The organism is Rudaea sp. 3F27F6, assembly GCF_005503555.1.
Taxonomy (GTDB): Bacteria; Pseudomonadota; Gammaproteobacteria; order Xanthomonadales; family Rhodanobacteraceae; genus Rudaea.
In genome coordinates this window covers 75,706-88,963 of the sequence record NZ_SCNG01000009.1, presented here as the reverse complement: position 1 = coordinate 88,963, position 13,258 = coordinate 75,706, and the positions used below count along the sequence as shown (strand labels likewise).

9 protein-coding genes are annotated in these 13,258 nt (G+C 62.0%); 4 read left to right on the top strand and 5 right to left on the bottom strand.

Translation table 11 applies throughout. The annotated features are described in order from the left end of the window. Nucleotides 1–50 precede the first annotated feature (50 nt). Genes FFS30_RS23315 through FFS30_RS24495 form a run of 4 tightly spaced genes read right to left on the bottom strand, consistent with a single transcriptional unit; the run spans nucleotide 51 to nucleotide 4,840 of the window. Nucleotides 51–1,307 carry an ABC transporter permease gene (locus FFS30_RS23315; RefSeq protein WP_137915613.1) on the bottom strand — a complete coding sequence of 419 codons (1,257 nt, stop codon included), beginning with the start codon at nucleotides 1,305–1,307 and terminating at the stop codon, nucleotides 51–53. Beyond that, a complete protein-coding gene (locus FFS30_RS23310) occupies nucleotides 1,304–2,554 on the bottom strand; it encodes an efflux RND transporter periplasmic adaptor subunit (protein ID WP_137915612.1) in 1,251 nt (416 codons plus the stop codon). Before FFS30_RS23310 ends, FFS30_RS23315 begins: the two co-directional genes overlap by 4 nt. A gap of 8 nt (nucleotides 2,555–2,562) precedes the next feature. Continuing rightward, nucleotides 2,563–4,455 (bottom strand): HlyD family efflux transporter periplasmic adaptor subunit, encoded by a 1,893-nt coding sequence (locus FFS30_RS23305; protein ID WP_137915611.1) that lies wholly within the window; start codon nucleotides 4,453–4,455, stop codon nucleotides 2,563–2,565. Then, nucleotides 4,445–4,840 (bottom strand): ATP-binding cassette domain-containing protein, encoded by a 396-nt coding sequence (locus FFS30_RS24495; protein WP_283235246.1) that lies wholly within the window; start codon nucleotides 4,838–4,840, stop codon nucleotides 4,445–4,447. Before FFS30_RS24495 ends, FFS30_RS23305 begins: the two co-directional genes overlap by 11 nt. Nucleotides 4,841–4,872: 32 nt before the next feature. Between FFS30_RS24495 and FFS30_RS24015 the strand changes: the two genes are divergently transcribed. From FFS30_RS24015 to FFS30_RS23285, 4 genes are all read left to right on the top strand, one after another. Continuing rightward, entirely contained in the window at nucleotides 4,873–5,034 is a 162-nt protein-coding gene (locus FFS30_RS24015; RefSeq protein ID WP_171014829.1) for a hypothetical protein, read from the top strand. Nucleotides 5,035–5,276: 242 nt separating this feature from the next. Then, nucleotides 5,277–6,107 (top strand): HlyD family efflux transporter periplasmic adaptor subunit, encoded by an 831-nt coding sequence (locus FFS30_RS23295; RefSeq protein ID WP_137915610.1) that lies wholly within the window; start codon nucleotides 5,277–5,279, stop codon nucleotides 6,105–6,107. Next, nucleotides 6,104–8,260 carry a peptidase domain-containing ABC transporter gene (locus FFS30_RS23290; RefSeq protein WP_137915609.1) on the top strand — a complete coding sequence of 719 codons (2,157 nt, stop codon included), beginning with the start codon at nucleotides 6,104–6,106 and terminating at the stop codon, nucleotides 8,258–8,260. The genes FFS30_RS23295 and FFS30_RS23290 overlap by 4 nt, the downstream gene beginning before the upstream one ends. A 21-nt stretch (nucleotides 8,261–8,281) precedes the next feature. Beyond that, nucleotides 8,282–11,386: an efflux RND transporter permease subunit gene (locus FFS30_RS23285; RefSeq protein ID WP_137915608.1), complete on the top strand. Its 3,105-nt coding sequence runs from the start codon at nucleotides 8,282–8,284 to the stop codon at nucleotides 11,384–11,386. Here FFS30_RS23285 and FFS30_RS23280 read toward each other — a convergent pair. Next, nucleotides 11,376–12,995: a glucan biosynthesis protein gene (locus FFS30_RS23280; RefSeq protein ID WP_137915607.1), complete on the bottom strand. Its 1,620-nt coding sequence runs from the start codon at nucleotides 12,993–12,995 to the stop codon at nucleotides 11,376–11,378. The two genes, FFS30_RS23285 and FFS30_RS23280, sit on opposite strands and share 11 nt — an antisense overlap. Nucleotides 12,996–13,258: the final 263 nt, after the last annotated feature.

The window sequence follows — 13,258 nt, the reverse complement described above, 5'->3', positions numbered from 1 at the left end:
GCAGGCCGAAGCACCCGCCTTGCGCCCTGCCTGTTTCGAAATGCGAATTTTTATTCTGCCCGAATCGCCGCAATGGGGTCCAGATCCGCTGCTTGCAGCGCCGGATAGACACCGAACGCGACGCCGGTCAACGCGCACAACAAGGTCGAGATGGCGACGAACGACATCGACCATGCCACCTTCCACGCCGCGAACGCCGCGATGATGTAGGCCAACGCGAAACCCGCGAGCAAGCCGGCCAATGCCCCAACCGCACAAAGAATGACCGCCTCGGACATGAACGCGGCCACGATGTCGCTTCGCCGCGCACCGAGTGCCCGCAACAGACCGATTTCGCGGCGGCGTTCCAGAACGTTGGCGAGCATGATGTTCATGATGCCTATGCCGCCCACGAGCAAACTCACGCCGGCGATCGATCCCATTACGACGGCGAAAATCTTCTGCGTCTTCTGGTGCTGCTCGTAGAGTTGCTGCGGCACCAGGACGGTGTAGTCGGCCACGTCGGCATGCCGCAGGTTGAGAACGCGGGTCAGCAGCCTGGCATCGGCCGAGAGATGCTCGACATCGGCCAATTGGAGCACGAAGCGGTCTATTTCGTCGTCCAGCGCAGCGAAGCGGAATCGCCTCAAGGCGCAGGAAAGAGGAATGAACAGGCGGTTGCTTTCCACGTTGAGAGAAACGCCCTCGAATCGGTCGGCGCCCAGATCCCGATCCGCCAGCACACCCACCACCTGCAGCCAGACGTGATTGACCTTCACGAATTGATCGAGCGCATTGCCTCGCGGAAAAAGCTGGCGCGCGGCCTGATAACCGAGGACGACCACCGGCGCCGCAGTGTCCTCGTCACCGACGGTCAATCCCCTGCCGCTGTCGAGGCGAAGCGACGCAAGGGCAAAGTAATCCGCACCGACGCCGCTCACCTGCATATCGCCGCCGCCTTCGTCGCTGAATACGCTGAAGGCCGCGACGCGTTTCTCGGCGGCGAATGCGACGGCTCCCGGGATGACTTCCAGCGCGGCGCGGGCATCGGCGCGGGTAAGTCCCAGGCTTCGCGCGCGCGTCTCCTTGATCTGCTCGCCGCTCCCTACCACGCGATCGACGATCAGGTTGCGCAGCCCGAGACTTTCGACGAGGCGCAAAGCTTCGCGCCGGCTTCCTTCGCCGACGCCTTGCATGGCGACGACCGACGCCACGCCGAAGATCAAGCCCAACAGCGTCAGCAACGAACGAAGTTTGCGCCGGGACAGTTCGACAACGGCCTCGTTCGCCAGGGCGAGGAAGCGCCGGGTGCGCGCGGAGGCGATCATTGACGCACCCCGGAGCGCGCGCTCGATCCGGATCCGGCCGCATCGACGACGGCATCCGGCGGACCGGCGGGCGCCAGTTCAACGGCATCGCCCGCATTCAAACCGGCGACGATCTCCGACCGGCTGGGCCCGCGGACGCCGACATGTACCACGCGCGCCGACACGCCGCCGCGCCCGCGTACGTTGACGAAATTGCGGTCGCCAGCACGACCGATCGCGACGTTCGGCACGCAAATCGCGTGTCCGCTGCGCAGCAGATAGATCCTTGCCACGAATGATTGATTGGGCTGCCATCGGCGGCTCGCGATTTCGGCGGCAGATACCGGTGCGCGCACCGACAGATAGCGGGCGGGCGAATCGCGATCACGCTGCGCGGCCGTTGCCGCGACCCAGGAAATTCGGGTCTCGATCTTGTCCTGGGGCACGTCCACGGGATGGATCTCGACGCCGAGTCCCTCGTGGATCGCGGTGGCGTCCATCTGCGGCACGGCGATGTCGATCTCCATGGCCTGCAGGTTCGGCAGAGTGGCGAATTTGGTGCCGGCCCACAGCGTCGCATCCAGATGCGGTTTTTGTCCCGCCCCGTCCGCTTCGAAAACCACGATCCCGTCATGCGGCGCACGGACCTCCAATTGGGAGAGAACCGCCCGCCGCCGCCGCACCTGCTCCTCGAACGTCGCCTCCTTCGCGTCGAGCAGCGCCATCGCCTGGCCTCCGCGGCGCGACAACAGGCGCTGCATGTCTGTCAGCACCCGCTCCTTGCGCAGTAGATAACCCTGGTCCTGCACGGCCTCCAGAACGGTATTACGCGCCAACACGCCGTCGGTCGCGCCGGTATAGCGACGTGTGATTGCGAGTTGGCCGACAACATCCGCCTGGCTTACGTCCAGTTCGCTTGATCTGTCGTGAAGTTCCATGTTCTGCGTTGCCCGCTCGCGCGACGCGCGCTCGACATCGAGCAAGGCCATGTCGAGTTCGAACTGATCCGTGTCGGCGGCGAAGCGGGCGATGACCTCACCCTGATGAACCGTGCTCCCATCCGGGATCAGCCAGATCAACCGCCGCTGCGACCATTCGCCGGGGACGATCAGCGGCGTAGCTTGGCTGGAATGCAGACTGCCGATTGCTTCGATTGCCAAGATCGCGGGGCCGGCGGTCACGACTTCGACCCGACTTTCCTGCTGCATCGGCGCGGAGCATGCGGCGGCGAGCAGAATCGCGATGACGACAGCGCAGGTACGAAACATCGGCGCCCTTACTTCGAACTCGCCGGATCCGCAAGGATCTCGACGCGCACGGGTTGATGGGGGTTGAACGTCGCGGAAGGCTCGACGAGTGATATCTGCAGATCGACCACCGGCACGGGCGCGACACCGGATTTGCTGTGGACCACCGTGCCGATGCTCTCCACATACCCAGCGAGACTGGCACCAGCCCCCTCGACCAGGATGCGCGCCGCCTGCCCTTTTTTCACGCGGGCGAAGTCACGTTCCGGCAGCGCGGCGCGAACGGCGAGCGTCGCCATGTCCGGTATGGAACCGACCGATTGTCCCACGTAGACGGGATCACCCACGACCAGCTTCTTTCCGGATAGGTTGACGCTGTGCAGGAAAATTCCGTCTCGCGGGGCTGTGATGCTCAGCGAGGCAATCGTCGTACGGATCCGCTCGAGATCGGCCTGAAGTCTTTCGAAAGACGCAGCCTTGCTTTTCCGCTGTGCTTCGTTGTCGGCCAGCACGGTATCGCGGCGCTTGCGATACAGGTCGAGTCGCTGCTCTGCGCGGTGCCGATTGATCAGCAATTTCCTGAGTTCGATACCGGGAACGTATTTCACCGGCAGGTTGGTCTTGAGCGCTGCTTTCGTTGCGTTGGCTTCGGCTTCGGCAACGACCAGATCCTGTTCGTGCATCGCTTCGCTCATTTCGAGCTGCTGTTTCTCACGCTCGAGCCGCTGCTCGGCGAGCGCGTTCTGTCCCGCGATCAATTGTCTGGAAAGATCGCCGGTATCGAACGCGACGATGAGATCGCCCTGTTTGACCGCTTCGCCATCATTCGCCATTCGGGTAATCGTGAACTGCCATATGCCGTCGACTTCCGGCAGCAGGATCGGAGTTACCGCGCGCGGATACACCTCACCGTTAGCAAGCACCGGCCCGGTCTTGTCCGCGACGCCGATGCGGCCGGTTGCGCACGGCGTTTCCGCCCTCACGCTCATTCCGGCAATGGCGAACGATTCCGCGCCTTCGGGCAGATCCACATCCAACGTGAAATAGCGCCCTGCGCCCCATTCCGGGCGCGCTTCCGACGTCGTCGAGATGCGCCGGATCCGTCCGTCGACCTGCTTGCGCGGCAATCCGTCGAAGCGCAAACACAGCCGGTCGCCGATGGAAACAGCATGGCGATCGGGCTCCAGCACGAAGGCCGCAACGTGCACCTTGCCACCGCCAATAATTTCGCCGGCAAGCTGCCCGGGATACGACGTCGAGCCTTCGTCGAGGCGCGCACCGTTGTTTCCGGCCCAGTTGCTGAACGCGTGAACCAGCACGCCGTCCCTCGTCGCGCGGACTTCAGCCGCGGCAACGATGAGGCGATCAGCTTCGCGGGCAATTCGCAATTTCTCCATTTCGATACGGGAGACCTGTTCGTGCCTCTCGAGCACAGCCTGTGCCGTGGTCAGCTTTTGCTGCCGGAACGCCACGTTGCGCGTCGTCCGATCGAGTTCGTTTCGATTTCGATCGAAATCCAGTGGCGACAGCAGCGACCGCGGGATCGACGCGTCGATCGCGGCGGCGTCCAACTCGGCTTGCGCGTCGACCAGATCCATTTCGGCTGCGATTTTCTTCAACCGCAGATCGGCCTCTTCCCTCGCCGATCTCGCCGCATACTGTTCGGTGTCCGCTTCGAGCCTGCGCAAATGAGTCGCCGCCTGAGCCGCGTCAATGCGCAGTATCACCTCGCCCTTCCTCACGTGTGCTCCATCGGAAGCGAAATGGCGCAGCACCACCGGCGACACGTCGGACAACGGAGTGAACACGCTCGCCGATTCGTCGGATCGGACCTCCCCCGTGATCGCCAGCGCATGCAATTCGCGCGGCGCGGCGCACGCAAGCAGAAGCACGAGGCCGTGCGAAACGAAGCTAGGCGGCATGATCGGATTCGATCTTTCCGTCGCGGACGTCGATCCGGGGCTGGGCGTGCGCAGCGATATCGAGCGCTCCGTCCAGCCAATACGTTCCCCCGGCCGGACGGTCCAGACAACCCAGAATATTGAGCAGCGTCGATTTTCCCGATCCGGAAGGACCGACGATCGAAACGAACTGTTCGGCGGAAATGAACACTCCGATGTCGCGAAGCGCCTGCACAGGGCGTCCGGTGAGACCATAACAACGCGAGATGCTTTCCAGGTGAACCATGTACGCCCCTGCCGCGACGAAATCCATTGGCGCGGCAAGGATTTCACCTTCACTTTCGGACCAGTTTACACTGGCGATGTTCGTGCTAACATCGGAGCGCCGGTCAATGTGCACCGGCATGTAACCGTTTTCATTTTAGCCCGGAGATCGAGATGGAAAATAGATTGACGCGTTTCTTTGAAAATCTTCGCAAGCCGGAAGTCAAAGAAGAAGGCGAAATTCGCCCCTTCGACTACGCTCTGGCTCAGGTCGTCGCTGGCGGTCAATGCAATCCCGGCGGTGGCGGTGGTGGCGGCGGTGACGGCGGCGGCTGACAAACACCGACGCTGCGCACCGATTGCAGCTTCCCGACTTCGCTGATCGGCGAAACCGTACGGCGGCAACCGCGTCCGACTTGAATGCATTCGAATGACAAGACCGCTGGGATCAGCGGTCTTTTTTGATTGCGATGCACGGTATGGTTCCTGTTCGCCGCGCAAGGCACGCCGACAAACCTTTCGGGACTTTCGCATACCATTTGTCCGCGGCCGCCGCCCCCGCAATGACAATTTGAATCATGACCCATTCACCATTTCGGCCCGAGGTCATCGCAGCAAGGCGTCAATCCTGGTTAGGAGAAATTCGCGTAAAGACGCCCCTCTGGCTCGGCGCCTGCTCGCTGCTCGCAATCCTGTCCCTATTCGTCGCCCTGATAGTGTTTTTGCGCGGTTCGTATTCGCAGTACGTACGCGTCTCCGGACGAGCCGTGGCGGATACGCAAACGGTTCTCGCCAGCGCAGGTGCCACCGGCAGCATCGCACGCATTCTCGTCGGCGAGGGTGCCCGCGTGCGGGCTGGCGACGTGCTTGCCCTGATCTCGCAGGATCCCGCCGCAGCCTCCCCTGATTCGACCAAAACTGTCGCGGTCGCATCCCCTATCGACGGCATCGTAGCGCGCGTTTCGATTCACCTCGGCGACACCGTCCAAGCGGCGACGACGACATTTGCGCTTCTGCCCGAAGCAAACTCGGTCCGGGTCGTCCTTCTGGTCCCCGAGCAGGTCCGAAGAGTCGTTGCGACAGGCGATCGAATCGACCTGTTCGCGGAAAGCCACGGACAAAGGAATTCGGAGCCGATTCACGCCGCCGTCGCTGCGGTGGCTTCCGTTGCGTCGAGCGATGCGCAGATTGCCGCCCTGCGCGGCGAACCGACAAAATACCCGCTGTACCGTGTGGATCTGGAACTGCCGGGCAAGCGGGAACCACAAGGTGGCCTCGCAGACAAGCTGGCGCCGGGCACCGCCGTGACGGCAACCATTCCGGTCGCGCGCAAACGCCTGATCGCGTTGCTCGTTCCCCGGGTGGAAGCCGCCGGCACGATTCCCGCTGCCCATCCGCGGCAAGAATGATGCGTTTTTTCAAACGTCGACGCGTCCCCCTGCTGTGGCAGACCGAGGTCGCCGAATGCGGCATTGCCTGCCTTGCGATGATTGCGGAATACCACGGTTCGCCGCTGACGCTGGACGCCATGCGCGTGCGCTATCCGCAATCGCTTCAGGGGGTCACCCTGGCGCACCTGATGCAGATTGCCGGCGAAATCGGGTTCGTGACGCGGCCGGTGCAAGCCGATCTGACCGCCCTGCCGCGGCTGAAAACGCCTTGCATCCTGCATTGGGACCTGAGCCACTTCGTCGTCCTTGCACGTGCGACACGCCGGTTCGTCGAGATACACGATCCGGCCGGCGGCACCTCCCGGCTAAGCTATGCCGAAGCGTCACGCCATTTCACCGGCATCGCTCTGGAGATCGAACCGGCCGACACGTTTGAGCGCTGCCGGCGCGAATCCCGCGTTTCCCTCGGTGCGCTCACCGGCAGCATCGTCGGCCTGAAACGCGCGCTGTTCAACATCCTGGCGCTGGCTCTCGGCCTGGAGGCGGTGACGTTGCTGGCTCCGATCGCGACGCAGATCCTGCTGGACCAGGTGCTACCCACCGACGACCGCCGCCTGCTGCTGGCGGTATCGCTGGGTTTCGGTGCACTGCTCGTTTTGCAGGCCTGCCTCGCGGCCCTGCGCAGCTGGTCGCTGATCGCACTGGGCGCCGACACTGCATTCGGATGGAGCCGAAACATGTTCCGGCACTTGCTGAACTTGCCGGCGCCGTATTTTTCCAACCGCAGCCTGGGCGACATCCTGTCTCGGTTCGATTCGATCAACACCATTCAGCACACATTGACCCACTGGTCGGTCGAGGCGCTTTTGGATGGCGTGATGGCCTGCGTCACCGCAGCCATGCTGATCATCTACAGCCCCGTGCTCGCGACCATACCATTCGTAGCATTCGCCTTGTACATGGCGGTCAGGATTGCCACGTACGGCGCGTTCAGATCGGCCAACCTGAAAAGTATACAAAATGCGGCCTCCGTCCAATCCTTCCTGGTCGAATCCGTGCGCGGCGTGCAAACGATAAAGCTGCAGAACGCGACGGAATCTCGCGCGTCGAATTTTTCCAACGTCACGTTCCAATCGGTGCAGAGCAAGGTCCACGTCGAACGGTTGACGGTGCTGTTTACGGGCGCCAGCACCCTGATCGCCGGCTTTCAGCGACTGGGCGTGCTGAGTTTCGGCATCGCGATGGTCCTGGACCGTGAGCTGACCGTCGGTGCCCTGATGGTGTTCCTCCTGTACAGCGGCCAGTTCAGCGATCGCGGCGCCAAGATGCTCGACTATTTCATCGAGCTCCGCATGCTCCGGTTGCAGACCGAACGCCTTGCCGACGTCGCCCTGAATGCGCCCGAGGACGATGCGCCGAATCCCGCTGTCGTCGTACCGCAGACACCGTCGATCGAATTCCGTGACGTGAGCTTCCGCTACGATCTCGGCGGCCGCTTCGTCATTCACGGCTGCTCGTTCATCGTCCATCCGGCGGAAGTCGTCGCCATCGTCGGTCCGTCCGGATTCGGCAAGACCACCCTGATAAAACTCATGCTCGGGCTGTTGGAGCCGGAGAGCGGGGTGATCCTGATCGGCGGCGTCGACATTCGGGAAGTCGGCAAGAGCCGCCTGCGGACGATCGCGTCGACCGTGCTGCAGGACGACCAGGTTTTCATGGGCACCGTCGAGCAGAATGTTCATTTCTTCAGCCAGGACGCCGACCTCGATCGGGTCGTCGAAGCCGCGACGATCGCTGAAATACACCACGAGATTCTTGCGCTGCCGATGGGATATCAGACCATCGTCGGCGATCTCGGCTCCACGCTGTCGGCGGGACAAAAACAGCGCCTGCTGATGGCCCGCGCCTTGTATCGACGACCACAGGTTCTCATCCTCGACGAAGCGACCAGCCATCTCGACGTTCCGAACGAACGCCTGGTGTGCGACGCGCTGCGCAACGTTCGTATCACCAGAGTCATGGTCGCCCACCGGCCGGAAACAATCAGGATGGCCGACCGGGTACTGATCCTCGAAAAAGACGGGACCATCCAAGCCGAAGCAACACCGCCTCTCCAAGATCTCTCTGAACAACATCGCCAGGATCATTCGTATTCGCGAGATCGGCACTGATCTGCAAACAACGATCGACCGATGACTCTTGCCGAACTCAGCCTGAAGCGCCCCGTCACCGTGATCATGGTGTTCGTGTCGATGACGGTAGTCGGCCTCATCGCGGCGTTTCGCCTGCCACTCGAACTCGTGCCCGATTTCCAGGCGCCGTTCCTTGATGTGGTCCTGCCGTATCCGGGGTCCACGCCGTCGGAAATCGAACGCACGATCACGCGTCCGGTCGAGGATGCACTGGCTACGCTTACCGGTGTTCAGCGCATCAGTTCGCTGTCCAGCGCCGACAGTTCGCAGATTTCATTGGGCCTAAAATTCGGCCAGGACACGTCGCTCAAGGCGATCGAAGCGCTCGGCAAGATCGATGCGATCCGCAAGGACCTCCCTAACGACCTGCCGCGCTTCTACGTGCAGAAATACTCGACGGGTGCGACGCCCGTGCTCGTCCTCGCCGTGTCGAGTGACCGCGACCTGACGTACGCCTATGAACTTCTCGACAGTCGCCTGCGCAAGCCGTTGGAACGTGTGCCGGGTATCGCCAAAGTCGAACTGCTCGGCGCATTGCCGCGCGAAGTGCAGATCGCGGTGTCGTCCGATCGTCTCAACGCAACCGGTGTGAGCCTGACCGATCTTTACCAGAAGTTGTCCGCCGCCAATTTCTCGGCAACCGCGGGGTTGATCAGCGACCGCGGTCAGCGCCTGCAGGTGCGACCGGTCGGCGAATGGCAAAGCGTCGACGAGATCCGCCGCCTGGTGCTCGACGCCAGCGGCGTGCGCCTGGGCGACGTGGCCGACGTCGGACTGCGCCCTGCGCGCGCCGATTATCGGTTGCTCCTCGACGAACACCCCAGCATCGTGCTCGTGCTGCAGAAAGAGCGGGCGGCGAACATCGTCGACGTCAGCCGTGCAGCGCTCGCCGAACTCAATAGCATCACGGCGTCGAGCGATATGCACGGCATCCGCGTCGTCACCTTGTGGGACGCGGGAAAGTCGATCACCGAAAGCCTGCGTCAGCTCGGCCAGGCCGGTTTTGAGGGCACGCTCCTGTCGATCTTCGTGCTGTTCTTTTTCCTGCGCGACTGGCCTTCGACGATGATGGTATCGCTGTCGATTCCGATCTGCTTCATCATCACGCTGGGCTGCATGCAGATGTTCGGCATCACGCTCAATCTTCTGTCGATGATGGGCCTTCTGCTCGCGGTCGGCATGCTGGTCGACAACGCCGTGGTGGTGGTGGAAAGCATCTATCATTTCCGCGAGCGCTATCCCGATCGGCCTTGGTATTGCGCGGTGCAGGGCACGCAGATCGTCGGTATCGCAATCGCGGCCGGCACCCTGTGCAGCGTGATCGTATTCCTGCCGCTCGTATTCGGCGAGCCCAACCAGTTCAAGGTGCAGCTTTTCCAGATCGCGGTATCGATGGCGATTGCGCATCTGTCGTCATGGCTGGTCGCGATCAGCCTCGTGCCCATGCTATCGGCCAAGCTGCCGCCGCCCAAATTCATCGGTCGCAACGGCCTGGTTGCCCGTATGCTCGTGCGCTACGGCCGATGGGTTGGCTGGACGCTGAGCCACCGTCGTTGGACGATGCTCGGCCTGCTGTTGTTGATGGTCGCAAGTGCGATACCCATCGGCGCCACCAAGGTCGACATGAACGGCGACAGCGAACCGTCGATGCTGCACTTTTACTACCGCTTCAACGGCTTCTATACGCTGGACGAAATGAACCGCGGTATCGCGCAGGTGGAAAGCTACCTGTCTGCGCACCGCGATGCTTTTCACATCCGCAACATGTACACGTCCTTCAATGAAGCAGGACAGGCAAGCACCGATATTTATCTCGACACCGGGCGCGGCGAGAAACTCGACATCAAGAAAATTCAGCAAGCCATCCGCGACGGCATGCCGAAGCTCGCGATCGGCGAGGTTCTCTTCAGCGGCGACAACGGCCGCAGCGACGGCGGAAACTCGATGGGCATCGCGCTGATAGGCGATTCGCGCGTGGCGCTGGAGGATCTCGCGCGCAACGTCGTGCAGGTCCTGCAGCAACAGCCGAGCCTTCGCGACGTTCGCACTTCGACAGGCAGCAGCAATCAGGAGATCGCCATTCATGTGGACCGCGAAAGAGCCAAGACCTATGGGTTCTCCGCGAACGACATAGCGCGCCATATCGCGATCGCGCTGCGCGGTCAGCAACTCAAAGATTTTCACGGCAGCGATGCGCAAGTGCCGGTGTGGCTGCGGTTTGCACAGACCGACACGCGCAGCCTCGCCGACCTCGCCGGCTTCAAGGTGCGCAATGCCGAGGGTGTGGAAGTCCCCCTGATGGCGATGGTCCAGGCTCAGGCGGTACAGGCGCCTGCCGCGATCGAGCGCATCAACCGGCAGACGTCTCTCGGCATAGTCGCCAACCGTGCCGACGGCAAGACCAGCGACGACGCGCGCCGTGACATCGAACGCGCGATGAGCGGGATAACGCTGCCTGCGGGGTATCGCTGGAATTTCGGCGAAAGTTTCGATCTCAGCGAAGAGGGTACGCGCACGATGCTGTTCAACGTGCTCGTGGCGCTCGTGCTGGTCTACGTGGTGATGTGCGCGATGTTCGAGTCGCTCATCTATCCGGCTGCGATCCTCACGACGTTCGTGTTCTCCGTTCTCGGCATCTACTGGTTCTTCTGGATCACGGGCACCGTTTTCACGTTCATGTCATTCATCGGTGTGCTGATTCTGATGGGCGTCGTCGTCAACAACGGCATCGTCATGATCGTGCACATCAACCACCTGCGCCACAACGGTCTGGTACGCCGCGATGCGCTGGTCCAAGGTGCCAAAGATCGCCTGCGGCCGATTCTCATGACAATGGGAACGGCGATTCTTGGCATGGTGCCGCTGTGTTTCGAGGGCGCGAGTCTGGGCGGCGACGGCCCTCAGTACTACCCCATGGCGCGCGCGATCGTCGGCGGCTTGGTGTTTTCCACGCTGGTGAGTCTTCTCGTGCTGCCAACGATCTACTCGCTGCTCGACGACATGAGCCGGTGGAGTAAGTGCGTGCTTGCCGACGCACGGGCGAGCCGCCTGCCTCAACTACGCTCGCAGACTGCACCGGAGGGGATCGGAGGGATCAGAGATTGAGCGTATAGAGCCAAGTCTCGGTAAGTTGTTTTTCGCCGGAGCGCAGGCAAACGCGCATGTCGATCGGCGCGCCGGGACCCGCAACGATGTCGAAATAAATTCGCCAGTGGCCGGGGGCGCCGTCGGGGACCGCCTCGACTTCGTGATAACTGATCTGGCCACGCGAAATCCAGATCGAGTCCTCGAGTGGTGGCGATTTTTGGCTCAAGCTGGCGAGCGGACCGCCGAGGAATTCGACGACGACTCTGGTCGAGTCCTCCTGGCCAAACTTGCCGCCCCGACCCAGGCGAGTAGAGACACAGGGAGCGAGCATTGGGGCAGGCTCCTCAGAAGTCCAAAGCAAGCGGTAGTGCAAGCGATAGCTCGCGCCGGCGCGGGCCGGCTCTTGAGGTACCCACATGGCCACGATGTTGTCGTTGCTCTCTACGTCGGTCGGAAGCTCGATGAGTTGTACTGCGCCCGGGCCCCAACTGCCGATCGGTTCGACCCAAACGCTGGGCCTGCGCTCGTAAAACACCCCATCAAGGTAGTGGTCGAAATTGCGGTCGCGTTGAAGCAACCCGTAGCCCTTGGGATTCTTATCGAGAAACGCCGAGGCCGTGGTATGCGGCGGATTGATCAGTGGACGCCAGATGCGCTCGCCTCGCCCGTTCCACATACTCAACCCATCGGAGTCGTGCACCTCGGGACGCCAGTCGACCGCCGTGGACTTGATCGTCTCCGAGTACCAATACATCGACGTGAGTGGCGCCAAACCGAGACGCTCGACATCCTTGCGCAGGAACAGCGCGGCCTCGACTTCCATGTGCACCGCGCGTTCGCGTCGCAACCGAAAACGGTACGCACCTGCGATGCTCGGTCCTTCGAGCAGCGCGCAGATTGTCAACTCGTCGTCGTCGCGCGCCGGCACCTCGAAGTAAAAGCGCGTGAATACTGGAAACTCCTCGCTGCGACCAGTCACGGCCGTGTTCACCGCGACTCCGCGGGCCGAGGTGCCGTACTGGGACAACTCACCGCTCATGGCGCGGAAGTACGACGCGCCCAGGAATGCGGCCCAATCCTCGTCTCGCCAGTTGAGTTTGCCCTTCCCGGCGAGACGGCTTGCCTGAACGTGGAAGCCAGCAAAACCTACGTCCGCAGGTAGTTCATGCGCCGGGCTATCGGCTCGCATGTCGAAGTTCGCGCGATCAAAGACAATCTCGCGCGCCTGCCCGCCTTGCGCGACAAACATGCGCACCGGCACGCGGAAAAAGTGTCCGACATGAAAGAACGTGATCGGGTATGCGCCAGGCCCGTTCAGAAAAAGCGCTTTGTCGGACTTATACCGGATCCTCGAATGCTCCTCGTAACCGATGCGCTCCATAACGTCGCCCGGCAAGACGGGAGGTGGTACGTAGTCTGCCGCGGCTAACTTCCGAGCGGTTTCCACGAGCCCCTCATAATAAGAGTAGGGCTGCGCATCGCGCGTATGTAGCGCCCCAAGAGGATCGATGGGCGGTGTCGGTGCTGCGGCGCCTGATCTCCCCTGCCCGCGCGCAGCGGCGCGAGGTGTTTTAGCAAACGCCAACGCGGCCGCAATAGCGAGAATGGCTCTCCTGCGCTGGATCATAGGGGATAGCGACAATGGCGTGCGGGCCACTTTAGAAACGTCGCGCACTGGTTTGGAATGTACATGCCGAGCGTCCATCCAATTGAGGAATCAATCATTCTGGTCGAACGATACCCTTGTTGCGTTCCATCGAAAAAGTCATTCGTTCGCTGCGAATGGTGACATTCTCGACGTCCTGATCTTGAAGCGAGGAGCGCGCACTGAATCACATTTTTTAAATTTGAGGCAATTGGTCATCCGAATGGTATTGAAAACTGTAGCAG

Coding starts and splice junctions, on each gene's coding strand:
- FFS30_RS23315 (WP_137915613.1), bottom strand. CDS start 1,307: ATGATCGCCTCCGCGCGCACCCGGCGCTTCCTCGCCCTGGCGAACGAG.
- FFS30_RS23310 (WP_137915612.1), bottom strand. CDS start 2,554: ATGTTTCGTACCTGCGCTGTCGTCATCGCGATTCTGCTCGCCGCCGCA.
- FFS30_RS23305 (WP_137915611.1), bottom strand. CDS start 4,455: ATGCCGCCTAGCTTCGTTTCGCACGGCCTCGTGCTTCTGCTTGCGTGC.
- FFS30_RS24495 (WP_283235246.1), bottom strand. CDS start 4,840: ATGCCGGTGCACATTGACCGGCGCTCCGATGTTAGCACGAACATCGCC.
- FFS30_RS24015 (WP_171014829.1), top strand. CDS start 4,873: ATGGAAAATAGATTGACGCGTTTCTTTGAAAATCTTCGCAAGCCGGAA.
- FFS30_RS23295 (WP_137915610.1), top strand. CDS start 5,277: ATGACCCATTCACCATTTCGGCCCGAGGTCATCGCAGCAAGGCGTCAA.
- FFS30_RS23290 (WP_137915609.1), top strand. CDS start 6,104: ATGATGCGTTTTTTCAAACGTCGACGCGTCCCCCTGCTGTGGCAGACC.
- FFS30_RS23285 (WP_137915608.1), top strand. CDS start 8,282: ATGACTCTTGCCGAACTCAGCCTGAAGCGCCCCGTCACCGTGATCATG.
- FFS30_RS23280 (WP_137915607.1), bottom strand. CDS start 12,995: ATGATCCAGCGCAGGAGAGCCATTCTCGCTATTGCGGCCGCGTTGGCG.